The organism is Stenotrophomonas bentonitica (assembly GCF_002887735.1).
GTDB classification, from domain to species: domain Bacteria; phylum Pseudomonadota; class Gammaproteobacteria; order Xanthomonadales; family Xanthomonadaceae; genus Stenotrophomonas; species Stenotrophomonas bentonitica_A.
In genome coordinates, this window is record NZ_PKQP01000002.1 from 353,961 (window position 1) to 378,251 (window position 24,291).

Below are 24,291 nucleotides of genomic sequence, written 5' to 3' on the forward strand. Positions count from 1 at the left end.
TCACTCGGGAGTTCCTATCGTCCAGACCTCGCCACACGGAGGCTGCCGCGATGCATGAGATGTTCGAGCTGGGAATGGAATGGTGGGAGTTCGTGGTCCGCGCGGTTGCGGTGTATGTGGTGGTCCTGTTGCTGACCCGCATGAGCGGCAAGCGTTCGATGGGGCAGTCCACCCCGTTCGACATCCTCGTGATCGTGCTGCTGGGCACGGCCGTGCAGAACTCGCTGATCGGTGAGGACACCTCGCTGCCCGGCGGGCTCATCCTGGCCGCGACGCTGATCGGCCTGAACTGGTTCGTCGGCTTTCTGGGGGCGCGCAGCAAGCGCCTCAACGAGATCGTGGAAGGCGTGCCGGTGGTGCTGGCGCGGCACGGCACGATCTATTGGGACCAGGTGAAACGCTGCAATGTCAGCCCGGCCGATCTGGAGGTGGCGATGCGCGCGAACGGCTGCGAGGGCTTCGGGCAGGTGGACCTAGCGGTGCTGGAAACCTCCGGCGAGATCACGGTGAACAAGAGCCGCTCCGAGGGAGATGACTGAGCCGGAGCATTCCCGGGCAATGGAGCCCTCGCTGGATGTTGACGGTACGCCGCGTAGCGTCGGGCGCAGTCCCTCAACAGGAACACGCGCGATGTACATGACACTGGACAGTGAAACGATTGCCTCATTCGATGATGTGATCGCCCAGGTGCCGGATCCGACCCCGGATCCGGTGCCACCCGCGCCGCCGGTGGAAGAGCCCGGCCGTGGCGATCCACCGGCACAGGACCCCCCGCAGGAAATCCCGCCGGAGGGTGATCCTGCGCCGGCGTCGCCGCCGCAGGAACTGCCGCCCGATCCAGAGACGCCTTCGGCGCCCTCGCTGGAGTAAGTGACGCTTGCGGCTGGAACACGCTGCGCGGTCAGCATGAATGATTCAGTGCTCCCGCAGTCCGATGCGCCACGCTCAGCGGGCTTGGCCCGCCGCCGCCTCTGCCGGAGTAGACACGCCGCACACGGGGCGGTCACGACGCTGCCACGCCGTACCACGTACCACATAGGTACTTGGACAACGGAGTTTGCTATGCGCGCACTGACTTACCACGGCAGCAAGGATGTACGGGTCGATACCGTGCCGGATCCGGCGCTGGCCGCCCCCGACGACATCATCCTGCGCGTGACCGCCACGGCGATCTGCGGCTCGGACCTGCATCTGTACCGCGGCAAGATCCCGGATCTGCATACCGGCGACGTGCTGGGTCATGAGTTCATGGGCGTGGTGGAGGAGGTGGGCGCCGGGGTGATGGACCTGCGCCCGGGCGATCGCGTGGTGATTCCGTTCGTGATCGCCTGTGGTGAATGCTTCCATTGCCGTCTCGCCGAGTTCGCGGCCTGCGAGACGACTAACACCGGCAAGGGCGCGGCGGTGAACCAGAGGGGCATCCGCCCCCCGGCGGCGCTGTTCGGCTACAGCCATCTGTATGGCGGCGTGTCGGGCGGGCAGGCGGAGTTCGTGCGTGTGCCCAAGGCCAATGTCGGTCCGCTGCGCATTCCGGATGCGCTCGCCGACGAGCAGGTGCTGTTCCTCTCCGACATCCTGCCGACCGGCTACCAGGCCGCCATCAACGCCGGGGTGAAGCCCGGTTCCACGGTGGCGATCTTCGGTGCGGGCCCGGTCGGGCTGATGAGTGCGGCGTGCTGCCGCCTGCTGGGGGCGGAAACGATCTTCATGGTCGACCATCTGCCGTATCGCCTGGCCTTCGCGCAGCAGACGTACGGCGTGACCCCGATCGATTTCACTCAGGTCGAGGACCCGGCGGAATACATCATCACCCAGACCAATGGCCGCGGCGTGGATGCCACGATCGAGGCGGTCGGCTTTGAAGCCGAGGGCAGTGCGCTGGAATCCGCACTGACCACCCTCAAGGTGGAAGGCAGCAGCGGCGTGGCGATCCGTCAGTGCATTGCGGCGACGCGTCGCGGTGGCACGGTGAGCATCCCGGGTGTGTATGCCGGCTTCATTCACGGCTTCCTGCTTGGCGATGCGTTCGACAAGGGCCTCACCTTCAAGATGGGCCAGACCCATGTGCAGAAGTTGATGCCCGAGCTGCTCGACCATATCGGCGAAGGCCGCCTGGACCCGGGCGTGATCGTGACCCACCGCCTGTCGCTCGAAGACGCCGTGCGTGGCTACGAGATCTTCGACCGCAAAGAGGAGGATTGCCGCAAGGTGATCCTGACGCCCTGATATGAATGCCGTGGCTTCTCTTGTGCCGCCGGAGCATCCGCAACCGGTGACCGATGGCGATGACCTGCAGGCCCAGGCCCGCGCGTGGATCGAGCACCAGCCGTCGCTGCCGCGTCCCGGCAGCGGCGATACGTTGGTGCGCTGGCAGGCGCTGGCGCATATCGCCGCCCGCGATATTTGTCTGGCCAAAGTGCTTGAAGCGCACTATGACGCGCAGGCGATCCTGGAAGAACTGGGCGCCGCGATGCCGGACCACGATCGGCTGGGCGCGGTATGGGCGGCCGAAGGGCCGGCCGCGACCCTGCGCTTTGATCGCGCCAGCGGCACGCTGTCCGGTGACAAGCCGTGGTGCTCCGGCGCCGGCTGGGTCGACCATGCCCTTGTGACGGTGCGCGATGACGGTCGCTCGCGTCTGTTCCTGGTGCCCGTGCGCCGCGCCAATGTGAGCTTCCTGCCACAGACGTGGCAGGCCACGGGCATGGGGCGCGTTCCCAGTGGCACGGCGCGCTTTGACCACGTGCCAGCCGTGGAGGTCGGGGCGGCGGATGCCTATCTGCAGCGACCAGGTTTCTGGCACGGCGGCGCAGGCATCGCGGCGTGCTGGTTCGGTGGCGCCAGTGCGTTGGCCGAGCCATTGCTGCGCAGCGCACGGGCCGATGAGCCGGGTACGGCATCCGGCCTGCTCGGCGAAATCGATCTGGCGCTCTCGCCCTGTGCGTCATTGCTGCGCGAGCTGGCCGCGTTGATCGATGCACAACCCGGGCTGCCGCATCAGCGCGAGATCGTGCGGGCACGCAGCGCGGTGGAGCGGGCTGCCTCGCTGACTCTGGACCGTGTAGGCAGGGCGCTGGGGCCAGGGCCGATGTGCATGGACCCGGCACACGCCCGGCGCTGGGCCGACCTGACGGTCTTCATCCGCCAGAGCCACGCCGACCGCGATTGGCAGCACCTCGGCAACCTGATGCATCGCGAGGGACGCACGTGGACGCTGTGAATCGACAGATTGAAGGCGGCGGCGTCACCGAAGCCCAATGGGCGGCATCGTCCTGGCTGCAGACGCTGCCGCGTGCATCCGCTACCGCGCTGTTCGGCGATGCGCAGCGCCTGGTGGTGGTGTCACCGCACCCGGACGATGAAGTGCTCGCCTGCGGCGGCCTGATGGCGGTGGCACACCAGTCCGGGCTGCGGGTCATGGTGGTCTCGGTGACTGATGGCGAGGCCTGCTATCCCGACCAACCGGCATGGTCGCCCGAGCGGTTGCGAACCGCCCGGGCGGCAGAGCTGGATGACGCGCTCCATTGCCTGGGCTTGTCAGGTGCTGAGCGGATTTCCTGGCACATCGGCGATGGCGAAGTAACGGCCAATGAGGCATGGATCGCCGCGCAGTTGGCGGCCGTGCTTCAGCGGGACGATCTGGTGCTGGCGCCGTGGCGGTTCGATGGCCATCCGGACCATGAGGCCGTGGCGCGTGCGTGCCTCCAGGCATGCAATGAGTGCGGCGCCGACCTGAAGGAATATCCCGTGTGGGGCTGGCACTGGCTGGACCCGCAGGCGGCGCCGACGGCCTGGGCGTCGGCCACGCGTGTTGCGCTGGATGACGCCCTGCTGGACCGCAAGCGCGACGCCATCCAGCAATTCGTGACCCAGACCGGCGCGGTGGAGGGGCTGGACTGCGACCCCATCCTGCCGGCCGCCGTGCTGCAGCGCTTCGAACGGAACTACGAGGTACTGATCGGATGAGTGATATCGCCTACTTCAACGCGCTGTACGAGAAGGACGATCCCTTCCAGTACCGCACTCGCTGGTATGAGCAGCGCAAGCGCGCGCTCACCCTGGCCAGCCTGCCGCGGGAGCGCTTCGCCCGTGGCTGGGAGCTGGGCTGTTCCAACGGAGTGCTTACCGCCGCCCTGGCCGAGCGCTGCGATCAACTGCTCGCGACCGACCTGAGCGACGGCGCGGTCCTGGCCGCGCGCGCGATGACGCGGCGCCATGCGCATGTCAGCATCGAGCAGGCGCGTCATCCGCAGGACTGGCCGGCGGGGTGCTTCGATCTGATTGTGCTGGGTGAGATGGGCTACTACCTGTCGCCGGAGGACATGCAGCGAACGGCCGCGCAGGTGGTGCGGTCACTCACGCCGCAGGGCGTGGTGATCGCCTGTCATTGGCGTGTGCCGTTCGAGCAGGCACGCTGCAGCGCCAGCTTCGTGCATGCCCAGCTGGATGACGGCCTGCCACGGCTGTTTTCCTATCGTGACGAGGACATGCTGCTGGAAGGCTGGTCGGCCGATACCACCTCGGTGGCGGAGCGGGAGGGCCTGCGATGATCGCGGTGACCCTTCCTGCGCACAACGAAGAACAATTGATCGCAGCCTGCCTGCAGTCGCTCAAGGTGGCTGCGCTGCATCCCGCCCTGCGCGACGAGCAGGTGGTTATCGTGGTGGCGCTGGATCGTTGCAGCGACGCCACCGGGTGGATCTGCGAGCGCTTTGGAGTAGAGGTGATCACGGTGGATGCCGGCTGTGTCGGCGTCGCGCGCGCGGCGGCGAGCGAGCGCGCCCTGGCCTTGGGCGCCCGCTGGATCGGCTGCACCGATGCCGACAGCGTGGTCCCGCCGGACTGGCTTGCACGCCAGCTGCAATGCGGTGCGAGCGCGTTCTGTGGCGTGGTGGCCGTGGGTGACTGGCTGGACTATCCGCAGGCCGTGCGCGAGCAGTTCCTGCAGGGCGAGCATGCGGTGGACGGGCATCCGCACGTCCACGGCGCGAACATGGGCTTCAGCGCGGTGGCGTATCGGCAATGCGGCGGTTTTGCGCCACTGGCGACCGGTGAGGACGTCGCGCTGATCCAGGCGATGCACGGTGCAGGCATGCAGGTGGCGCGGCTGGCCAGCCCACGGGTGATGACCAGCGCACGTCGGCATGCCCGTGCACCGCATGGTTTCAGCGAGTTCCTGCGTCGGCTGGAACAGCGCGTGGGCCTGGCGACGGACGAGGTTGCGGTGGGCGACGCGGCGCCGCTGTCGTTGCTGGCGCGTTGATGGAAACCATTGACCTGCTCGGCTGGGCGGCGACGGCCGTGCTGATCGCCACGTTGTGGCGGCAGATCTGGAAGCAGTGGACGGCCGACGATCCCGAAGCGGTATCGACGTGGTTGTTCGTCGGTCAGATTACGGCCTCGGTGTTGTTCATCGCCTACAGCGCGGCAACCGGATCGGTCGTCTTCGTCGTGACCAATTCCCTGATTCTGCTCACCGCCATTGCCGGGCAATGTCTGTCCTGGATCAAGCGCAGGCGGGCAGGGAAGTAACACGCATTTCGCGCCTCGACGACGCGCCGTGCACATTCATCGCGCAGTGCGTTGAGCTCGCTGAACACTCGCATTTCAGTGTCACGCCGACTTCATGGCCAATGCGGAAAAGTCGACTCACCCCGACAACAACACACGGGTCAAACCGGACCAACAGGAGTAGATCGCAGTGAATACCGAATCGAAGACCGCGCATAACTTGAACGACCTGATCGAAATCGCCCGCGATGGCCAGGAGTTCTACACCGAGGCCGCAGGCAAGGTCGAAGATGCCGAGTTGGCGGCGCTCTTCACCCGTATCGCCGGTGTCAAGAATGAGATCGTCCGCTCGCTGAGCGCCACCGTTGTCGCCGCTGGCGGAAAGCCGGCCGACCATGGCACCGTCGTCGGTTCCATGCAGCAGTTCTACGGCAAGGTGCGCGCCACGCTGGGCGACAAGCAGTACGGCTACGTGGCCGAGCTGGAAGAGTCCGAAGATCGCCTGCTGAAGGCGTTCAAGGACACCCTGACCGACGCCGACACCTCGCCGGCCGCGCGCCAGGAAGTCCAGCGTCTGCTGCCGCAGGTGCAGGAATGCCATGCCGTGATGCGCGACCGCAAGCACGCCATGAAGCACTGAGTTTCAGGCAGGCGGTGCGCTGGTGATTCCCCACGGTCGCCAGTGGCCCGCTTCCTGAAGCGGTACCCGAACAGCCCCAGCCCTGCCGGGGCTGTTCGTTTTTGCCCGACACCGCCGGTGGCCGCCAGCGCACCGGACAGCCTCGAACGGTAGCAGGGGAATTGGTGCATACTCGGGACAAAGAGCCGCTTGGATTTGTCATGGAACACATGCGTTGGCTGACGCTTCGTCTCAGCAACAATCAATCCATCGGCCCGAAGGTGCTGATGGACCTGTGGGCCAACGCGTGCGAGACCAATCAGTCTTCGGTGACCCGCGAAACGCTGCCCGGGAAATCGACCTCCTACGCGCTGCATGCCCCCACCTCGCTCGCCTACCCAAAGCGCGCCGAGCTGCGCATGCGCAAGCTGCTGGAGGAGGCCGGGTACACTTTTACGCTCGGCTCGCTGGCCGACCGTCCGGCGCCGCAGCCGGTGCGCTTCCGCTGACGCGTTCATCGGCCACGCATTGATTCACTACCCCACCGGGATGCCGCAGCCGCGCGTTCAGTCGATGCGGTCGGCGGCGACGCTGCGCACCATGATCCGGACCGGCATGCCGGCGGCATGCTGCAGCGATTCCAGCGGTGCCCAGCCCAAGCGGCGATACAGCCCGCCATCATCGGCTTCGGTCTGCAGGTAGACATCTCGTACCCCGAGCGCACGGCCGCGTGCCAGCAATTCCCTGATGACCTTCTCGGCGAGGCCGCGCCCGCGGTGCGCCGGATGCACGTAGACGCCCCCCAGCCAGTGCAGGCGTTCGGGGCGTTCGGTACGTTCATGGAACTTGAGCTGCGCCGCGGCGACCGGGACCCCGTCGTCCAGGGCGATCAGCAGCAGGGGCAATTCGTCGTCCTGCAGGAAGACTTCCAGCCGCTGCTGCTCATCGAGCAGGGTCAGGCCCGGTACGTGGCTTCCCCACTCCTGGAAATACCACTGGGCGAGCACGGGTAGCAGGTCGGGGCGGTCACTCAGGGGAACGATGCTGCAGGCCACGGTGAACGCTCCATGTTGTACGGGTCGGCCGCCATGGTACGCGGATGCGGTGGCTTGCAGCGCCCTTCGCCTCGCGCGCAGACTATCGCCATGCTTGCCAGCGCCTGCCACCTGCGGTGTTACGGAACGTCCAGCGATGTGGACCGGCATGACTTTGCGCAATGGGTGCTGCCGCTGCGCGGTGATCTGGAGTTTGAAGTCGACGCCTTCGGCGGCCGGCTGGATGTGCTGCAGGGGGCCTTCGTGGCGCCCGGCGAGGGGCATGCGCAGACCGGTGATGGCGAGCATCTGATGCTGATCGTCGATTGCCCGGCGGGGCTGATCGATGACGACACCCTGGAACATCTGCGCCGGCAGCGTTGGCTGGCCCTGCCGAAGCGATTGCGGCAGGGGCTGTCCGGCACGCTTCCGCAGGGCAGCGATGCGCTGCTGGCCACACTGCTGGAGCAGTACGCCCCCGCCGGCAGCGCGGCGCGTCTGCATGCCTTGTGCACGCGTTTGTCCGCCAACCCTGGCGCGGACTGGAACGTGGCCCGCATGGCCGCGCTGGTCGGCATCAGTGGCAGCCGCCTGCATGCAGCGTTCGTGCAGGAGTTCGGCGTGCCGCCGCACGCCTGGCTCAGTGCCTGCCGGCTGCGCTGGGCCAAGCACCGCTTGCTGACCAGTGCCGACAGCATCGCCACGATCGCGCTTGATGCCGGCTACTCCGAGCACAGCGCGCTGACCCGCGCCCTGCGGCGGGAGACCGGGCTGACCCCGCAGGCCTTCCGGCGGCAGTAGCCTGGGTCAAGACGCCGCCGGGCGCGGCTTCTACACTGCGCGGCCAATGCACATGCGTGAGCCGTAATGAATCGATCGATGGGAGTGGGCATCGCCAACGGCATCGCCGCCGGCGCGCTGTGGGGCGTGGTGTTCCTGGCCCCGGCGATGCTGCACAGCTTCAATGCGGTGCAGCTCTCGGCCGGCCGCTACCTGGTGTACGGCCTGATTGCCGTGGTGCTGCTGGCACCGCGTCGGCGGCAGCTCAAGGACCGGCTGGCCTGGCCCGAGTGGCGCGGCCTGCTGTGGCTGAGCCTGGCCGGCAACCTGGTGTACTTCCTGCTGCTGGCCAACGCTGTGCAGTGGGCCGGCGGCGCGGCCGCATCACTGATCGTGGGGTTGATCCCGGTGGTGGTGACCCTGGCCGGCGTGCGCGAGGAGGGCGCCGTGCCACTGCGGCGGTTGGCGCCGGCGCTGCTGCTGTGCCTGCTTGGCGTGGCGCTGGTGGGCTATGAGGCCTTGATGGCCGAGCATGCACAGGGCTCTGCCGGGCGCCGCCTGCTGGGCCTGCTGTGCGCGATCGGCGCGCTGCTGTCCTGGGCGATGTACTCGATCGGCAACAGCCGCTGGCTGGCGCGCCGGCCGGACCTGTCCGGGCACGATTGGTCGCTGCTGACCGGCATCACCACCGGCGGCCTCGCCCTGGTGCTGGTGCCCAGCGCCTTCCTGACCAGCACCACGGTGCATGCGCCCGGCGCGTGGCTGAACTTCTGGCTGATCAGTGCGGGCGTGGCGGTGGTCGCGTCGGTGCTCGGCAACGCCTGCTGGAACCGTGCCAGCCGCCACCTTCCGCTGACCCTGACCGGCCAGATGATCGTGTTCGAAACGCTGTTCGCGCTGCTGTACGGGTTTGCCTGGCAGCAGCGGTGGCCGACCCTGATGGAAACCGTGGCCATCGTCTGCCTGATCACCGGCGTGCTGATGTGCGCGCATGCGCATCGACCGCCTGCCGCGGTCGCCGAGCATGTGGGATAGGGCAGCCCTTGCTGTATCTGGATGGTCACAATCGCAACTGTTTGGCCGACGATCGCGGCGGTTTACATGCCGCGATCTTTTGCAGCGCAGCACTTGACAAGCGGGGCGGCGGCGTAGTTTTCTTGGCCCATGGTCATCACCGCCGCCCACGTCCAGCTGCTCCTTCCCGCCTCCGCGGGCGGGCAGACCGTGTCGACCGGTACCACCATCATTACCACCGCCACCACTCGCCCGGTGCGGCCCGTCGTCTTCGCGTAATTTCCGAAAACCACGGCCCCGCACCCAGATCAGGTGGCGGGGGAAACTCTCAAGCCTGATATGCCGCGGGGCCTCGCATCGAGGTCAGCATGTCTTCTGTCGCCGCTTCCGCTCCACCCTCCGCCCAGCCTGCCGTCTCCGTCGCCTCGCGTGCCGGGGTGGCGACCGTCGTCCACAAGTTCGGCGGCACCTCGGTCGCCGATGCCGAGCGCTATCGTCACGTGGCGCAGCTGCTGCTGGCGCGTGACGAGGCGATGCAGGTCACCGTGGTATCGGCGATGAAGGGCGTCACCGATGCGTTGATCGGCGTGGCCACGCTGGCGGCCGAAGACGGGTCGGCCTGGCGCGAGCATTGGCATGCGCTGCGTGCCCGCCACCGTGGCGCCGCAGTGGCGTTGCTGGGCGAACACGCCGGGGCAACGGTGGAATGGCTGGACCAGCGCTTCGATCAGCTGGCCGAGGTGCTGGGCGCGCTGGCGGTGATCGGTGGCCTGCCCACCGAAGTGCTGGACCGTGTGCAGGGCATAGGCGAGGTGTACTCGGCTCAGTTGCTGGGCAAGTACCTGCAGACGCTTGGCGAAGACTGCGCCGTGCTGGATGCGCGCGATGTGCTGGTGATCGAGCGCGGCGAACTGGGGGTGGACGTGGATTGGGTGCGCAGCGCTGAACGCCTTGCGCAATGGCGGCTGCAGCACCCGCAATCGCGCATCGTGGCTACCGGCTTCGTCGCCCGCGACCGCCAGGACCGCATCACCACGCTGGGCCGCAACGGCAGCGACTATTCCGGCGCGATCTTCGCCGCCTTGTTCAATGCCGACGAGCTGCACATCTGGACCGATGTGGACGGCGTGCTCTCGGCCGACCCGCGGGTGGTGCCCGAGGCGGTCCAGCTGGAGGCGCTGAGTTACGACGAAGCCTGCGAGCTGGCCTACTTCGGCGCCAAAGTAGTGCACCCGCAGACGATGTCGCCGGCGATCGAGCGTGGCCTGCCGATCATCATCCGCAACACCTTCCACCCGGATCATCCAGGCACGCGCATCACCGCCGAGCGCACCGCGTCCGGTCCGATCAAGGGGCTGACCCTGAGCCCGGACCTGGCCGTGATCAACCTGGAAGGCACCGGCCTGATCGGCGTGCCCGGCACCGCCGAGCGCGTCTTCGCGGCGCTGCGCAATGCGCATGTGTCGGTGGTGATGATCTCGCAGGGCTCCTCCGAGCATTCGATCTGCTGCGTGGTGAAACAGGCCGAGGCGGTACGTGCGCGTGAGTCGCTGCTGCAGGCGTTCGCGCATGAGTTGAGCCTGGGCCAGGTGCAGCGCGTGCAGCTGACCGACAACGTAAGCGTGCTGGCGGCGGTGGGTGACGGCATGGCCGGGCAGCCCGGCGTGGCTGCGCGCCTGTTCGAGTCGCTGGGCCGCGCGCAGGTGAACATCCTGGCGATCGCGCAGGGCTCGTCCGAGCGCAACATCTCCGTGGCGGTGGACAGCCGCCATGCGACCAAGGCCCTGCGTGCGGCGCATGCCGGCTTCTGGCTGTCGCCGCAGACGTTCTCGGTCGGTGTGATCGGCCCGGGCAACGTGGGGGCGGCCCTGCTGGATCAGTTGCAGGCCGCCCAGGTGCAGCTGTTGGGCCGCGCGAATGTGGATCTGCGCCTGCGTGCGGTGGCCTCGCGCAGCCGCATGGTGCTGGACGAACGGGGCTTGAAGGGCGACTGGCGCGCGGCGCTGTCCGGCCCGGCGCAGCCGAGTGACCTGGAGGCGTTCACCGAGCATCTGCTCTCTGCCCACCTGCCGCACGCGCTGATCATCGATTGCAGTGGCAGCGCCGATGTGGCCGACCGCTATGCCGGCTGGCTGGCCGCGGGCATCCACGTGGTCACCCCGAACAAACAGGCCGGCGCCGGTCCGCTGGAGCGCTATCACGCGATCCGCGAGGCGGCCGCCGGCAGTGGCGCGCGCTTCCGTTACGAGGCCACGGTGGGGGCAGGGCTGCCGGTCATCACCACGCTGCGCGACCTGGTCGATACCGGCGATGAGGTGCTGGCGATCGACGGCATCTTCTCCGGCACGCTGGCGTGGCTGTTCAACAAATACGACGGCCAGGTGCCATTCTCCGATCTGGTCAGCCAGGCGCGTGGCATGGGCTACACCGAACCGGACCCGCGCGATGATCTCTCCGGCGTGGATGTCGCGCGCAAGCTGGTGATCCTGGCGCGTGAGGCGGGCCGTGAGCTCAGCCTGGAGCAGGTGCGCGTGGAGAGCCTGGTGCCCGAAGCGCTGCGCCAGGCCAGCGTGGAGGATTTCATGGCCGGCCTGCCGCAGATCGATGCGGTGTTTGCCGAGCGGCTGGCCGTCGCCAGGGCCGGGGGCGCGGTACTGCGCTACGTGGCACGCCTGACCCCGGACGGCGCTGAAGTAGGACTCGTCGCGCTGCCGGCGGGGCATGCCTTCGCCAACCTGCGCCTGACCGACAACGTGGTGCAGTTCACCACGCGCCGCTACTGCGATAACCCGCTGGTGGTGCAGGGCCCGGGTGCCGGGCCGGAGGTGACCGCCGCGGGCGTGTTCGCCGATGTGCTGCGCGTGGCGGTGGGCGAAGGAGCACGCCTGTGAGTGACGGCAGCAGCGTTGAAGCCCGCGCGTTCGCACCGGCCTCGGTCGGCAACGTGGGGGTAGGGTTCGATATTCTTGGCCACGCGATCGAAGGCGTTGGCGATACGGTCACGGTCCGCCGGATCGACGAGCCCGGGGTTCGCATCCACGCGATCCGCGGCACCACGGTGGATCTGCCACGGGTGGCCGAGGACAACACCGCCGGTGCGGCGTTGATTGCGCTGCGTGCCGCGCTGGATCTGCCCTTCGGCTTCGAGGTGGAGATCGACAAGGGCATCGCGCTGGGCTCGGGCATGGGCGGTTCGGCTGCGTCGTGTGTGGCCGCGCTGGTCGCGGCCAATGCGCTGTTGCCGCAGCCGTTGTCGCGCGAAGCGCTGTATCCGTTCGCGTTGACTGGCGAGGCGGTGGCCAGTGGCGGCCGCCACGGCGACAACCTCGGGCCGATGCTGCTGGGCGGGCTGGTACTGAGCACGGCCGACCGCCTGGTGCCGGTGCCGGTCCCGGCGGCGTGGCACAGCCTGCTGGTGCATCCGGATGCGGTGCTGGAGACCCGCCGCGCACGCGCTGCACTGCAAGGGCACTACGCGCTGAGCGAGTTCGTCGCGCAGAGCGCGAACCTGGCACTGGTGCTCAGTGGCTGCTTCACCTCCGATGCCGCACTGGTCCGTGCCGGCCTGCGTGACGTGCTGGTCGAGCCGCGTCGGGCCGGTCTGATCGCCGGGTTTGCGGCGGCCCGCGATGCTGCGTTGAATGCCGGGGCGATGGGCGCCAGCATCTCCGGTGCGGGGCCGAGCGTGTTTGCCTGGTTCGAGCAGCGCGATGCCGCGCTTGCCGCGCAGGCGGCAGTCCAGCAGGCGTTCGCGGACGCGGGCTTCGACAGCCAAGGCTGGGTGTCACCCTTGAATGCGCCCGCCGCGCGCGTGCTGTGACACGTCCACTCTTTCTACTTTGGGATATCCGATGAAGTTCGTTTCCACGCGTCACGCCGCGCCCGCCGCCTCGCTCAGCCAGGCGCTCGCGGCCGGCCTTGCCCCGGATGGTGGTCTGTACGTTCCCGAACACCGCCCGCAACTGCAGAGCTGGTCAGCGCAGGGTTCCTTCGCACAGACCGCTGCGGCGGTACTGGCCCCGTATTTCCATGACGATGCCCTGGAGAGAGCACTGCCCGAACTGTGCGAGCAGGCCTTCGATTTCGATGCGCCACTGCGCCCCCTGGCGACCGCTGATGATCATGTGCTGGAGTTGTTCCATGGCCCGACGGCGGCGTTCAAGGATTTCGGTGCGCGCTTCCTCGCGGCGTGTCTTGCCCGCCTGCAGCAGGGCCGTGAGCGTCCGCTGACGATCGTGGTGGCGACCTCGGGCGATACCGGGGCGGCCGTTGCCGCGGCCTTTCATCGGCAGCCGGGGATCCGCGTCGTGGTGCTGTACCCGGATGGCCGCGTCTCGCCGCGCCAGGCGCATCAGCTGGGGTGCTTCGGCGACAACATCCACACACTGCGCGTCGCCGGGTCGTTCGACGATTGCCAGGCGATGGTGAAACAGGCGCTGGGCGATCGCGAGCTGCAGAACGCAGTGCCGTTGAGCTCGGCCAACAGCATCAGCCTGGGTCGCTGGCTGCCGCAGATGAGCTATTACGCCCATGCGGCCCTGGTGCATCAGGCGCAGACCGGCCACGTGCTCAATCTGGTGATTCCGACCGGCAACCTGGGCAATGCGATGGCGGCGATCCTGGCGCGGGCGATGGGCCTGCCGCTGGGGCAGATCGCGCTGGCGACCAATGCCAATGAGGTGTTGCCGCGCTATTTCCATGGCGAGGCCTACCAGGCACAAACCAGCGTGGCGACGATTGCCAACGCGATGGACGTGGGGGCGCCCAGCAATTTCGAGCGGCTGCGCTGGCTCTACAACGACGATGACGTGGCACTGCGGGGCGCGTTCACGGCCGAGGCCGTGGATGATGCGGCGATCCGCGAAGTGATCAAGCGGCGCCATGACCTGCATGGCGAGGTGTTCTGCCCGCATACGGCGACGGCGGTGGCGCGCCTGGAGCACCTGCGGGCCGCGGGCGCACAGGGGCATTGGGCGGTGGCGGCGACTGCGCACCCGGCCAAGTTCGAATCGGTGGTGGAGCCGTTGATCGGGCAGGTGCTGGACGTGCCGCCGGCCTTGGCCGCGCTGCTGGAGCGGCCCGCGCAGGCCGAAGCGTGCGCACCGGAGTATGGGGCGCTGCGTGAGGTGCTGTTACGCGGGTGAGGCGGGGTCAGTACGACTCGTCCGCCGACAGCTTCTGCAGGCCGGCTTCGTCCAGGATCTCGACGGTGTTCAGATGGGGCAGGGCGATCAGGCCCTGCTGGCGCAGCTTGGTGAAGGTGCGGCTGACGGTTTCCATGGTCAGGCCGAGATGGTCGGCGATGTCGCCGCGGCCCATCGGCAGGGTCACGCGCAGGCCCGGCTCACCGAGCAGCGCTTCGCGCGCGGCCAGGCGCAGCAGGAAATCGGCGACCTTCTCGGCCGGCTGCAGCCGGCCCAGCGCCATGGCGGCATCCTGCGCGGCATCCAGCTCCTGGCAGGCGCGTTGCAGCAGCTTGCGCTCCAGGTGCGGGAAGCGCGAGCGCAGGTCCTTCATCTGCGGCAGGGCCACGCGGCAGACCCGGCTGTCGGCGATGGCCTCGATGTCATAGCGGTGGTGATCGCTGCCGCTCAAGCCCAGGAAGTCGCCGGGCAGCACGAAACCGCTGATCTGGCGGCGGCCATCGGCCAGCGTGCGGACCAGGCGCAGCGCACCGGCCGTAATCGTATAGACATGTTGGCGTGGCTCACCCGCACGGGCCAGGGTGGACCCCAGCGGCAGTGCCTGGGACACGGTGACCCGCTCCAGCGCCTGCACTTCATCCGGCGACAGCGCCGAGCAGACCGCCAGGTGCCGTACCGAGCAATGCAGGCAGTCGCGCAGCGGCGAGCAACCGGGGGCGGCGGTGTCTTCAACAGCGGAAAGCGCGGTACCGGAGTGGGGCCGGGTCATGTCAGGTCAGCAAGCGGGACCTGCCTATGATACGTCATGCCGCCATTGGCCCGGTCCCGATGCCCGGATGCGGCTCGTTGCGCTGGCTGCGGCTAGAATATGCCGCTCGCTCATCCCCCCGTTTCCGCAGGAGTCCCGCAAGTGATCAAGCCCCGTACGCCGCCCGGCATCATGGAATTGCTGCCGCGCGAGCAGATCGCGTTCCAGCGCATGCTGGACGTCATCCGCCGCAACTACGAGCGGTTCGGGTTCCTGCCGGTGGAAACCCCGGTGTTCGAGCTGTCCGATGTGCTGTTGACCAAGTCCGGCGGTGAAACCGAGCGCCAGGTGTATTTCGTGCAGTCCACCGGCGCATTGGCAAACGCGGCCGAAGCCGGCGACAAAACGCTGCCCGAGCTGGCCCTGCGCTTCGACCTGACCGTGCCGCTGGCCCGCTACGTGGCCGAGCACGAGCACGACCTGACCTTCCCGTTCCGTCGTTACCAGATGCAGCGCGTGTACCGCGGCGAGCGTGCCCAGCGCGGTCGCTTCCGCGAGTTCTACCAGTGCGACATCGATGTGATCGGCAAGGACGCGCTGAGCATCCGCTATGACGCCGAAGTCCTGGCGGTGATCCATGCGGTCTTCGCCGAGCTCAGCATCGGCGCCTTTAGTATCCAGCTCAACAACCGCAAGCTGCTGCGCGGCTTCTTTGAAAGCCTGGGCGTGGCTGATGGCGAGCGCCAGCTGGCGGTGCTGCGCGAAGTGGACAAGCTGGACAAGCGCGGCCCCGACTACGTGCGCGAGACGCTGGTGGGCGAAGGCTTTGAGATCCCGGCCGAGCAGGTCGAGCGGATCCTGGCCTTCGTGGCGGTCCGCTCCAGCGGCCACGCCGACGCGTTGGCCCAGCTGGACGCGCTGCTGGCCGATCCGGCTGCCAGCGAGACGCTGAAGGTGGGCGTGGCCGAACTGCGCGAAGTGCTGGAGCTGGTCAAGGCGCTGGGCGTGCCGGAAACCGCGTACTGCCTGAATTTCTCCATCGCGCGCGGCCTGGATTACTACACCGGCACCGTGTACGAAACCACCCTGACCGACCACCCGCAGATCGGCTCGATCTGCTCCGGTGGCCGTTACGAAGACCTGGCCAGCCACTACAGCAAGTCCAAGCTGCCGGGCGTGGGCATTTCCATCGGCCTGACCCGTCTGTTCTGGCAGCTGCGCGAAGCCGGCCTGATCGCCGGGATCGAAGACAGCAGCGTGCACGCGCTGGTGGCGCTGATGGACGACGCCAGCCTGCCGCAGTCGCTGGATATCGCCCGCCGCCTGCGCGCCGGTGGCATCAACGCCGAAGTGCAGATGGAGCCGAAGAAGATCGGCAAGCAGTTCCAGTACGCGGCCAAGGCCGGTATTCGTTTCGTCGTGCTGGCCGGTGACGACGAGCTGGCGCGTGGCGTGGTCGCGGTCAAGGATCTGCTGCGCGAGCAGCAGTTCGAGGTCTCGCGCGAGGAACTGGCCAGCACCCTGCAGGTGGAACTGGAGCAGGCCAAGGTCATGCCGTGAGGCGGCTGGGGGTGGCGGCAACGCTGCTGCTCCTGCTGACCGCGTGCCGGACCGATCCTGCGCTGCATGGCCAGCGGATCGGTCCGGGCCAGTACCGGCTGACGGTCGACCGCTGCCACGTGATCGACCGGGAGCAGCTGCAGCGTGACCTGCGCGGATTGGCCGGGAAAAAGTGCCCGGACGGGGCAGGGGAGCTGGAAACCATCCATTCCATCCCGAGCCGCCAGGGCAGCCTGTTCGGCGAGTGCCTGCGCAGCGGCGCCCTCCGCGCCGAGGTAACGTGCCGGTAGGTACCGACCGTTGGTCGGTACGCCGTTGAACGCCCGATACCCAAAACAAACGCCCGCTCCGCGGGCGTTTTTCGTTCCCGCCCCTGAACCAACCTGATCCGAGCATCCACCCGGTTTGACCCTGGAGCTTCGTTTGCGCTAATGTAATAGCACGCTATTACATTGATACGATGAAACTACGCCCCGCCCCCCGAGAAAAAGATGCCCAGGCCGATCTGGCCTGCCTGGCTGCGGCCTTCGCCGCGCTGTCCAGCGCCGAACAGGTCACCGCATTCCTGCGCGACCTGTGCACCCCGGCCGAGCTGGAGGCGCTGTCGGACCGCTGGAAGGTGGTGCCGCTGCTGCAGCAGGGCGTGCCGTATCGCGAAATCCACGAACTGACCGGCGTCAGCGTGACCACCACCGGGCGCGTGGCGCGTTCGCTGGAGCATGGCCACGGCGGCTATGCCGCCGCCATTGCCGCCACGCCGTCCTCCCCCGAATCCGAGTAGAGACCTCCCCATGAGTGCAACCCAGACCGCCCCGGCACGTGACCGGCTGCGCATCGCCATCCAGAAGAACGGGCGGCTGGCCGAGCCCGCGCGCAGCCTGCTGACCGCCTGCGGGCTGAGCTGGCGGCAGAGCCGCGACAAGCTGTTCTGCTACGGCGAATCGCTGCCGGTGGACCTGCTGCTCGTCCGCGATGACGATATCCCCGGCCTGATCGCCGATGGCGTATGCGACTTTGGCATCGTCGGCCGCAACGAGCTGGACGAGCAGGGTGCCGCGCGCCGCCGGATCGGCCTGCCGGACGCCTACCAGGCGCTGCGCGGGCTCAACTTCGGGCAGTGCCGCTTGATGCTGGCGGTGCCGGAGGAGTGGGAATGGACGGGCGTGGAGCAGCTGGCCGGCAAGCGCATCGCCACCAGCTACCCCGCGATCCTGGCCGACTGGCTGGCCGCGCGCGGCGTGGATGCCCAGGTGGTCGAGCTGTCGGGTTCGGTCGAAATCGCCCCGCGCCTGGGCACCGCCGACCTGATCTGCGATCTGGTCTCCAGCGGCGCCACCCTGGCCGCCAACCAGCTCAAGCCGGTCGAAACCCTGCTGGAAAGCGAGGCGGTGCTGGCCGGCCCGGTCCGCACGCCCGATGACGCCCGCGCCGGTCTGATGGCGATGCTGCTGCGTCGCCTTGATGGCGTGGTGAACGTGCAGGACAGCAAGCTGCTGATGTTCCGCGCCGCGCTGGACCGGGTCTCCGAGTTGACCCGCCTGCTGCCCGACGCCGATCCGCTGGTGCAGTTGCCCGATGACGGCGGCCACCTGCGCTTGCAGACCATGTGCCACGGTGCGTTGACCTGGCAGCGGTTGGAGGACCTGGAGCGCGCGGGTGCGCAGGGCTTGATGGTATTGAGTGTGGAGCGGTCGCTGGCATGAATCGTTTGACGTGGTCCCAATTGGATGCCGGCGCCCAGGCGCAGGCGCTGCGACGCCCGGTCCAGGCCGTGGCGGCGCGCACCCGTGAGTCCGTTGCCGCGTTGATCGCAGCAGTGCGCCAGGGCGGTGATGCCGCACTGCGTGAGATCACCCTGCGCTTCGACGGCGTGGCACCGGCGACCTTCGAGGTCAGCGAGGCGGAGTTCGCCGCCGCCGAGCAGGCCGTCTCGGCCGAGCTGCGCCAGGCGATGATCGATGCGGCCGCGCGCATCCGTACCTTCCACCAGGCCGGAATGACCCAGGGCTATGCGGTCGAGACCGCGCCCGGCGTGCGTTGCGAACGCGTGGTGCGGCCGATCGGTCGGGTGGGTCTGTATGTGCCGGCCGGCAGCGCGCCGTTGCCGTCCACCGCGCTGATGCTGGGGGTGCCCGCACAGCTGGCCGGCTGCCGGGAAGTCGTGTTGTGCACGCCGCCACGCAAGGACGGCAGTGCCGATCCGGCCGTGCTGGTGGCCGCACGCCTGACCGGCGTGCACCGCGTGTTCAAGCTGGGCGGTGCCCAGGCGATCGCGGCGATGGCGTATGGCACTGACAGCGTGCCGGCGTGCGACAAGCTCTATGGCCCGGGCAACAGTTACGTGACCGAAGCCAAGCAGCAGGTCGCCCAGGACGGTGCCGCGGCGATCGACATGCCGGCCGGGCCGTCCGAAGTGCTGGTGATTGCCGATGCGGGTGCCACGCCGGCGTTCGTCGCCGCCGATCTGCTATCGCAGGCCGAGCACGGCCCGGATTCGCAGGTGCTGCTGCTGACCGACGACGCGGCGATGGTGGACCGGGTCGAGGCGGCGGTTGAAGCGCAGCTGGCGCAGCTGTCGCGTGCGGAAATCGCCGCGCAGGCGCTGGCGTCCTCGCGCCTGATCCTGGTCGATTCGCTGGACGACGCCTTCGCGATCAGCAACCGGTATGCGCCGGAGCACCTGATCCTGGCGCTGCGCGAGCCACGCGCGTGGTTGGACAAGGTGGAAGCGGCCGGGTCTGTGTTCCTGGGCGACTACACCCCCGAAGCGCTGGGCGACTACTGCAGTGGCACCAACCACGTGCTGCCGACCGCCGGCGCTGCCCGCGCTTACAGCGGGGTCAGCGTGGCCAGCTTCCAGAACCTGATCAGCGTGCAGTCGGCCACGGCCGCTGGCATCGCAGCGATCGGCGAGTGTGCCCGCGTGCTGGCACGCGCCGAAGGCCTGGACGCCCACGAAAACGCGGTGACGCTGCGCATGGAGGCGGCCGCATGAGCACTGCCTCCATCCTGTCCCTGGTGCGTGCCGACCTGCAGGCGTTTGCGGGGTATTCCTCGGCGCGCAGCAGTGCGCTGGTCGGCGATGTCTGGCTCAACGCGAATGAATCGGCTTGGGCCAATCCGGCCGACGCCGCCGGTGGGGCGCGCCGCTATCCCGACCCGCAGCCAGCGGCGCTGCGTGATCGCCTGGCCGAGCTGTACGGCTGCTCGTCCGAACAACTGCTGATCGGCCGCGGCAGCGACGAGGCCATCGATCTGCTGGTACGCGCGCTGTGCGAGCCGGGCCGCGATGCGGTGGTGACCACGCCGCCGGTGTTCGGCATGTATGCCGTCTGCGCGCGCCTGCAGAACGCGCCGTTGATCGAGGTGCCGCTGGTCGATCAGGGCGATGCGCTGGTCGCCGATATCGATGCCGTCATTGCCGCGGCGCTGTCGGGCAACGCCAAGCTGGTGTTCCTGTGCTCGCCGTCCAATCCCGCGGGCAGCGTGATCACCTTGGCCGAGATCGAGCGGGTGGCCACGGCATTGCAGGGCAGGGCGCTGGTGGTGGTGGATGAGGCCTACGGGGAGTACGCCGAGCAACCGACCGCAACTACGCTGTTGAGCCGTTACGAGAACATCGCCGTGCTGCGCACGCTGTCCAAGGCGCATGCGCTGGCGGCCGCCCGCATTGGCAGCCTGATCGCCGATGCCGCGCTGATCCAGCTGCTGCGCCGCTGCCAGGCGCCATACCCGGTGCCCGCGCCCTGTGCCGAGTTGGCATTGGCCGGTCTCGGCGCCGAGAGCCTGGCCGTGACTACCCGGCGCATCGCGCAGATCAAAGCCGAACGTACCCGCCTGCAGTCCGGCCTGGCCGCGCTGCCCGGTGTGGTGCGTGTCTATCCCTCGCAGGGCAACTACCTGCTGGTCCGTTTTGCCGACGCCCAAGGCGCGTTTGATGCGCTGCTCGCGGCCGGCGTGGTGGTGCGTGACCAGCGTGCCGCGCCGCAGCTGGGCGATGCACTGCGCATCACCCTCGGCAGTCCGGAACAGAACGACCGCGTACTCGCCGCCCTGATGGCCCGGAGGGCTGCCGCATGACCCCGATTCTGTTCGTCGACCGCGACGGCACCCTGATCGAAGAGCCCGCCGATTTCCAGATCGACGCCTACGAGAAGCTGCGCTTCGTGCGCGATGTGATCCCGGCGATGCTCAAGCTGCGCGATGCGGGCTATCAGTTCGTGATCGTCAGCAACCAGGATGGCCTGGGCAGCGAAGGCTATCCGCAGGCCAGCTTCGATGGCCCCAACGACCTGATGCTGCAGATCTTCGCCAGCCAGGGCATCACCTTCCGTGACGTACTGATCGACGGCACCTGGCCGCAGGACAACGCACCGACCCGCAAGCCGGGCATCGGCCTGATGCTGCCGTATCTGCAGGACCGCAGCATCGACTGGGCACGCTCGGCGATGGTGGGCGACCGCCTGACCGATATCCAGTTCGCCGAGAACATGAAGATCCGCGGTTTCCAGCTGCGCACCGAGCAGTTTGGCGGCGACTGGGACTGGACCTCGATCGCGCATGAGCTGGCCGATGCGCCGCGCCGCGCCACCGTGCAGCGCAATACCAAAGAAACGAAGATCCGGGTTGACGTCGATCTGGACCGCACCGCCGAGCCGCAGACCCACACCGGGCTGCCGTTCTTCGATCACATGCTGGAGCAGATCGGCAAGCACGGCGGCTTCGCACTGAGTGTGCAGGCCGAGGGCGACCTGCACATCGATGAGCACCACACCATTGAAGACACCGGCCTGGCGCTGGGCCAGGCCCTGCGCGAGGCACTCGGCGACAAGCGTGGCATCGGCCGTTACGGCTTCACCCTGCCGATGGACGAGACCCTGGCCAGTGCCGCGCTGGATTTCAGCGGCCGCCCGTATTTCGTGTTCGAAGGCGAGTTCAAGCGCGAGCGCGTGGGTGACATGCCGACCGAGCTGGTGCCGCACTTCTTCCGCTCGCTGTGTGATGCGGCTGGGTTGAATCTGCACCTGAGCGTGCGCGGCGACAACGACCACCACAAGGTCGAGGCCTGCTTCAAGGCGCTGGCGCGCGCGCTGCGCCAGGCCTTGCCGCGGCAGGGCACCGCGCTGCCGAGCACCAAGGGGGCACTGTGACCGAGGTTGCGCTGATCGATGCGGGTGGGGCCAACCTTGGCTCGGTCCGCTATGCGCTGGAGCGGCTGGGCGTGCAGGTGCGCCTGGTGCGCGATGCGCAGGGGCTGGAGGGCGTCAGCCGGGTGATCCTGCCCGGCGTCGGCGCCGCCCCGCACGGCATGGCGCGCCTGCATGCGCAGGGACTGGTCGAGCCGCTGCGCAACCTGCAGGTGCCGCTGCTCGGCATCTGCCTGGGCATGCAGCTGCTGTTCGACGGTTCCGAAGAGGGGCACGTCGAATGCCTGGGCCTGCTGCCCGGGGTGGTGCGTCACCTGCGCCCGGCCACCGGCATCCGCGTACCGCACATGGGCTGGAACCGGCTGCTGCCACTGCGCGAGTCGCCGTTGCTGGCCGGTGTGCCGGCACGCGCCAGTGCCTACTTCGTGCACAGCTATGCGGCACCCTTGGGCGAAGACACCGTGGCGGCCTGCGATCACGGCGGGCTGTTCGCGGCGGTCGTGCAGCGCGGCCGGCACAGTGGCGCCCAGTTCCACCCGGAGCGCTCGGCCGATACGGGCGCGCGCATCCTGCGCAACTTCATCGAGAACGAACCCACATGAGTTTCATCGTCTATCCCGCCCTGGACATCCGCGAAGGCCGTGTAGTGCGGCTGCTGCAGGGCGATTACGCGCGGCAGACCACCTACGGCGATGACCCGCTGCCGCGCGCGCAGGCCTTTGCCGCGGCCGGCGCAAGCTGGATGCACCTGGTGGACCTGGATGCGGCCCGGGCAGGCGGTTACACGCTGGCGCCGCTGCTGGCTGCGATCGCGGCGCAGACCGGCCTGAAGGTGCAGACCGGCGGCGGCGTGCGCTCGCGCGATGATGTCGCCCGGATTCTTGATGCCGGTGCGGCCCGGGTGGTCGTCGGCTCGGTCTCGGTGCGCGAGCCGGACACGGTGATCGGCTGGCTGCGCGAGTTCGGTCCGGACCGGCTGACCATCGCACTCGATGCCCGCCAGGCCGAGGACGGCCGCTGGCTGTTGCCGGTGCATGGCTGGACCGAGACCGCCGAGGACACGCTGGAGGCGCTGGCCCAGCGCTACGCCGAGGCCGGCATGCAGCACCTGCTGTGTACGGATATCGCGCGCGACGGCATGCTGTCCGGGCCGAACATCGAGCTTTACCAGCACTTGGCGCGGCTGTTGCCCGGCGTGGCGGTGCAGGCCTCCGGCGGTGTGCGCGATGCCCAGGACGTGGCCCAGGCCAAGGCCGTCGGCTGTGGCGGCGCGATCCTCGGCAAGGCGCTGCTGGAAGGGCGCATGACCCTGGAAGGAGCGCTGGCATGCTGAGCCGCCGCCTGATTCCGTGCCTGGACGTGCGCGATGGCCGCGTGGTCAAGGGCGTGCGCTTCCGCGACCACGTGGACATGGGCGATATCGCCGAGCTGGCGATGCGTTACCGCGACCAGGGCGCCGATGAACTCGTGTTCTACGACATCGGCGCCAGCCCGGAAGGGCGCGCGGTGGACGTGGCCTGGATCGAGCGCATCGCGCGCCTGATCGACATTCCGTTCTGCGTGGCTGGCGGCATCAGCGATGTGGAGACCGCGCGGCGCGTGCTGCATGCCGGTGCCGACAAGATCTCGATCAACTCCCCGGCGCTGGGCCGGCCGGAACTGATTGAGGAACTGGCCGATGCGTTCGGTGTGCAGTGCGTCGTCGTTGGTATCGATTCGGTACGTGAGCCGGATGGCGAATGGCGGGTGCGCCGGTTCAGTGGCGACCCGGACAAGACCCAGGCGGTGGCCGTACGCACGCTGGACTGGCTGGTGGAGGCGCAGCGCCGCGGCGCCGGCGAGATCGTGCTGAACTGCATGGACAGTGATGGCGTGCGCCGCGGCTACGACGTGGCCCAGCTGCGCCAGGCGCGTGCGCTGTGCCAGGTGCCGCTGATCGCCTCCGGCGGTGCTGGCGAGATGCAGCACTTCGCCGATGTGTTCGACCAGGCCGACGTCGATGGCGCGCTGGCTGCCAGCGTCTTCCACAGTGGCGCCATCGCCATTCCCGCGCTAAAGCAGTTCCTGCGCGAGCAGCAGATCGAGGTTCGAGATGTCTATTGAGGTGAATTCCATCGACGTGCGGCCGTCGCGCGAGGCGCTGGCGCAGCTGGACTGGGGCAAGGGCGATGGCCTGCTGCCGGTGGTGGTGCAGGACACGGACACGCTGCGCGTGTTGATGCTGGGCTATGCCAATGCGGCCTCCCTGGAGCAGACCCTGGCCACGGGGCAGATGACCTTCTTCAGCCGCAGCAAGCAGCGGCTGTGGACCAAGGGCGAGTCCTCCGGCAACGTGCTGGCGGTGACCGCCATACGGATCGACTGCGACAACGACACCGTGCTGGTCAGTGCGCGCCCGGCCGGCCCCACCTGTCATACCGGCAGCGAGAGCTGCTTCCCGCAGGCGCCGGGCAACTTCCTGGGCCGGCTGGATACCGTGGTGCGCGAGCGCGAGCAGCAGCGCCCGGCTGGCAGCTACACCACCTCGCTGTTCGACGGCGGTACCCGCCGCATCGCGCAGAAAGTGGGGGAGGAGGGGGTGGAGACGGCGCTGGCCGGCGTGGCGCAGGATGACGAGGCGCTGCTCGGCGAGTCGGCCGACCTGCTGTTCCACCTCACCGTGCTGCTGCGGGCGCGTGGCCTGTCGCTGGACGACGCGGTCGCGGTGCTGGCGGCGCGCCACGCGGGGTAAGCC

The 24,291-nt window shown here is 68.4% G+C and carries 28 protein-coding genes; 26 read left to right on the forward strand and 2 right to left on the reverse strand.

Annotated features, from left to right (window positions below):
• Positions 1 to 50 precede the first annotated feature (50 nt).
• The 10 genes from C0R07_RS05975 (at position 51) to C0R07_RS06020 (ending at position 6,639) form a co-directional block, all read left to right on the forward strand.
• Positions 51 to 539: a DUF421 domain-containing protein gene (locus tag C0R07_RS05975; RefSeq protein WP_102788398.1), complete on the forward strand. Its 489-nt coding sequence runs from the start codon at positions 51 to 53 to the stop codon at positions 537 to 539.
• 91 nt (positions 540 to 630) lie between these two features.
• Complete coding sequence (locus C0R07_RS05980; RefSeq protein ID WP_102788399.1) at positions 631 to 870, forward strand: hypothetical protein; 240 nt, start codon at positions 631 to 633, stop codon at positions 868 to 870.
• Between the two features lie 192 nt (positions 871 to 1,062).
• Entirely contained in the window at positions 1,063 to 2,226 is a 1,164-nt protein-coding gene (locus tag C0R07_RS05985; protein ID WP_102788400.1) for a zinc-dependent alcohol dehydrogenase, read from the forward strand.
• Between the two features lies 1 nt (position 2,227).
• Positions 2,228 to 3,220, forward strand: coding sequence for an acyl-CoA/acyl-ACP dehydrogenase (locus tag C0R07_RS05990; protein ID WP_102788401.1), 993 nt, complete (start codon positions 2,228 to 2,230; stop codon positions 3,218 to 3,220).
• Positions 3,217 to 3,966 carry a PIG-L deacetylase family protein gene (locus C0R07_RS05995; RefSeq protein WP_102788402.1) on the forward strand — a complete coding sequence of 250 codons (750 nt, stop codon included), beginning with the start codon at positions 3,217 to 3,219 and terminating at the stop codon, positions 3,964 to 3,966. The genes C0R07_RS05990 and C0R07_RS05995 overlap by 4 nt, the downstream gene beginning before the upstream one ends.
• Positions 3,963 to 4,550: a class I SAM-dependent DNA methyltransferase gene (locus C0R07_RS06000; protein ID WP_070473012.1), complete on the forward strand. Its 588-nt coding sequence runs from the start codon at positions 3,963 to 3,965 to the stop codon at positions 4,548 to 4,550. Before C0R07_RS05995 ends, C0R07_RS06000 begins: the two co-directional genes overlap by 4 nt.
• On the forward strand, positions 4,547 to 5,263 hold the full coding sequence (locus C0R07_RS06005; protein WP_019183022.1) for a glycosyltransferase: 717 nt from the start codon (positions 4,547 to 4,549) through the stop codon (positions 5,261 to 5,263). The genes C0R07_RS06000 and C0R07_RS06005 overlap by 4 nt, the downstream gene beginning before the upstream one ends.
• On the forward strand, positions 5,263 to 5,532 hold the full coding sequence (locus C0R07_RS06010) for a PQ-loop domain-containing transporter (protein WP_019183021.1): 270 nt from the start codon (positions 5,263 to 5,265) through the stop codon (positions 5,530 to 5,532). Before C0R07_RS06005 ends, C0R07_RS06010 begins: the two co-directional genes overlap by 1 nt.
• Positions 5,533 to 5,701: 169 nt before the next feature.
• Positions 5,702 to 6,151, forward strand: coding sequence for a PA2169 family four-helix-bundle protein (locus tag C0R07_RS06015; protein ID WP_102788403.1), 450 nt, complete (start codon positions 5,702 to 5,704; stop codon positions 6,149 to 6,151).
• 200 nt (positions 6,152 to 6,351) lie between these two features.
• A complete protein-coding gene (locus C0R07_RS06020; RefSeq protein WP_046272599.1) occupies positions 6,352 to 6,639 on the forward strand; it encodes a hypothetical protein in 288 nt (95 codons plus the stop codon).
• A 57-nt stretch (positions 6,640 to 6,696) separates the two neighbouring features.
• On the opposite strand, the gene C0R07_RS06025 is transcribed toward C0R07_RS06020, so the two are convergent.
• Positions 6,697 to 7,185 (reverse strand): GNAT family N-acetyltransferase, encoded by a 489-nt coding sequence (locus tag C0R07_RS06025; RefSeq protein ID WP_070427258.1) that lies wholly within the window; start codon positions 7,183 to 7,185, stop codon positions 6,697 to 6,699.
• Between the two features lie 90 nt (positions 7,186 to 7,275).
• Here C0R07_RS06025 and C0R07_RS06030 point away from each other — a divergent pair, with 90 nt between their 5' ends.
• From C0R07_RS06030 to thrC, 5 genes are all read left to right on the forward strand, one after another.
• Positions 7,276 to 7,965: a helix-turn-helix domain-containing protein gene (locus C0R07_RS06030; RefSeq protein ID WP_102788404.1), complete on the forward strand. Its 690-nt coding sequence runs from the start codon at positions 7,276 to 7,278 to the stop codon at positions 7,963 to 7,965.
• A 66-nt stretch (positions 7,966 to 8,031) separates the two neighbouring features.
• Positions 8,032 to 8,979 carry a DMT family transporter gene (locus C0R07_RS06035; RefSeq protein ID WP_102788405.1) on the forward strand — a complete coding sequence of 316 codons (948 nt, stop codon included), beginning with the start codon at positions 8,032 to 8,034 and terminating at the stop codon, positions 8,977 to 8,979.
• Positions 8,980 to 9,326: 347 nt separating this feature from the next.
• Positions 9,327 to 11,849 (forward strand): bifunctional aspartate kinase/homoserine dehydrogenase I, encoded by a 2,523-nt coding sequence (thrA, locus tag C0R07_RS06040; RefSeq protein ID WP_167390327.1) that lies wholly within the window; start codon positions 9,327 to 9,329, stop codon positions 11,847 to 11,849.
• Complete coding sequence (locus C0R07_RS06045) at positions 11,846 to 12,778, forward strand: homoserine kinase (RefSeq protein WP_102788407.1); 933 nt, start codon at positions 11,846 to 11,848, stop codon at positions 12,776 to 12,778. The genes thrA and C0R07_RS06045 overlap by 4 nt, the downstream gene beginning before the upstream one ends.
• A gap of 31 nt (positions 12,779 to 12,809) precedes the next feature.
• Positions 12,810 to 14,102: a threonine synthase gene (gene thrC / locus C0R07_RS06050; RefSeq protein ID WP_102788408.1), complete on the forward strand. Its 1,293-nt coding sequence runs from the start codon at positions 12,810 to 12,812 to the stop codon at positions 14,100 to 14,102.
• A gap of 7 nt (positions 14,103 to 14,109) precedes the next feature.
• Here thrC and C0R07_RS06055 read toward each other — a convergent pair whose 3' ends face one another.
• On the reverse strand, positions 14,110 to 14,871 hold the full coding sequence (locus tag C0R07_RS06055; RefSeq protein WP_070472989.1) for a Crp/Fnr family transcriptional regulator: 762 nt from the start codon (positions 14,869 to 14,871) through the stop codon (positions 14,110 to 14,112).
• A 141-nt stretch (positions 14,872 to 15,012) separates the two neighbouring features.
• Here C0R07_RS06055 and hisS point away from each other — a divergent pair, with 141 nt between their 5' ends.
• From hisS to hisIE, 11 genes are all read left to right on the forward strand, one after another.
• Positions 15,013 to 16,410, forward strand: a complete 1,398-nt coding sequence (gene hisS, locus C0R07_RS06060; RefSeq protein ID WP_070472985.1) for a histidine--tRNA ligase — start codon at positions 15,013 to 15,015, stop codon at positions 16,408 to 16,410.
• An 11-nt stretch (positions 16,411 to 16,421) separates the two neighbouring features.
• On the forward strand, positions 16,422 to 16,700 hold the full coding sequence (locus C0R07_RS06065; RefSeq protein ID WP_254427787.1) for a hypothetical protein: 279 nt from the start codon (positions 16,422 to 16,424) through the stop codon (positions 16,698 to 16,700).
• Positions 16,701 to 16,870: 170 nt separating this feature from the next.
• Positions 16,871 to 17,191 carry a YerC/YecD family TrpR-related protein gene (locus tag C0R07_RS06070; RefSeq protein WP_070472979.1) on the forward strand — a complete coding sequence of 107 codons (321 nt, stop codon included), beginning with the start codon at positions 16,871 to 16,873 and terminating at the stop codon, positions 17,189 to 17,191.
• A gap of 10 nt (positions 17,192 to 17,201) precedes the next feature.
• Positions 17,202 to 18,113 carry an ATP phosphoribosyltransferase gene (hisG, locus tag C0R07_RS06075; RefSeq protein ID WP_102788409.1) on the forward strand — a complete coding sequence of 304 codons (912 nt, stop codon included), beginning with the start codon at positions 17,202 to 17,204 and terminating at the stop codon, positions 18,111 to 18,113.
• A complete protein-coding gene (gene hisD, locus C0R07_RS06080; protein ID WP_102788410.1) occupies positions 18,110 to 19,405 on the forward strand; it encodes a histidinol dehydrogenase in 1,296 nt (431 codons plus the stop codon). Before hisG ends, hisD begins: the two co-directional genes overlap by 4 nt.
• A complete protein-coding gene (gene hisC, locus C0R07_RS06085) occupies positions 19,402 to 20,490 on the forward strand; it encodes a histidinol-phosphate transaminase (protein WP_102788411.1) in 1,089 nt (362 codons plus the stop codon). Before hisD ends, hisC begins: the two co-directional genes overlap by 4 nt.
• Positions 20,487 to 21,560 carry a bifunctional histidinol-phosphatase/imidazoleglycerol-phosphate dehydratase HisB gene (gene hisB / locus C0R07_RS06090; RefSeq protein ID WP_070472965.1) on the forward strand — a complete coding sequence of 358 codons (1,074 nt, stop codon included), beginning with the start codon at positions 20,487 to 20,489 and terminating at the stop codon, positions 21,558 to 21,560. Before hisC ends, hisB begins: the two co-directional genes overlap by 4 nt.
• Complete coding sequence (hisH, locus tag C0R07_RS06095) at positions 21,557 to 22,159, forward strand: imidazole glycerol phosphate synthase subunit HisH (RefSeq protein WP_019183003.1); 603 nt, start codon at positions 21,557 to 21,559, stop codon at positions 22,157 to 22,159. The genes hisB and hisH overlap by 4 nt, the downstream gene beginning before the upstream one ends.
• A complete protein-coding gene (hisA, locus tag C0R07_RS06100; RefSeq protein WP_070472959.1) occupies positions 22,156 to 22,890 on the forward strand; it encodes a 1-(5-phosphoribosyl)-5-[(5-phosphoribosylamino)methylideneamino]imidazole-4-carboxamide isomerase in 735 nt (244 codons plus the stop codon). The genes hisH and hisA overlap by 4 nt, the downstream gene beginning before the upstream one ends.
• On the forward strand, positions 22,884 to 23,660 hold the full coding sequence (hisF, locus tag C0R07_RS06105; RefSeq protein WP_070472955.1) for an imidazole glycerol phosphate synthase subunit HisF: 777 nt from the start codon (positions 22,884 to 22,886) through the stop codon (positions 23,658 to 23,660). Before hisA ends, hisF begins: the two co-directional genes overlap by 7 nt.
• The gene (hisIE, locus tag C0R07_RS06110) at positions 23,650 to 24,288 is read left to right on the forward strand and encodes a bifunctional phosphoribosyl-AMP cyclohydrolase/phosphoribosyl-ATP diphosphatase HisIE (protein WP_070427271.1); all 639 of its coding nucleotides are present in this window, start codon (positions 23,650 to 23,652) and stop codon (positions 24,286 to 24,288) included. The genes hisF and hisIE overlap by 11 nt, the downstream gene beginning before the upstream one ends.
• The last annotated feature ends 3 nt before the right edge of the window (positions 24,289 to 24,291 follow it).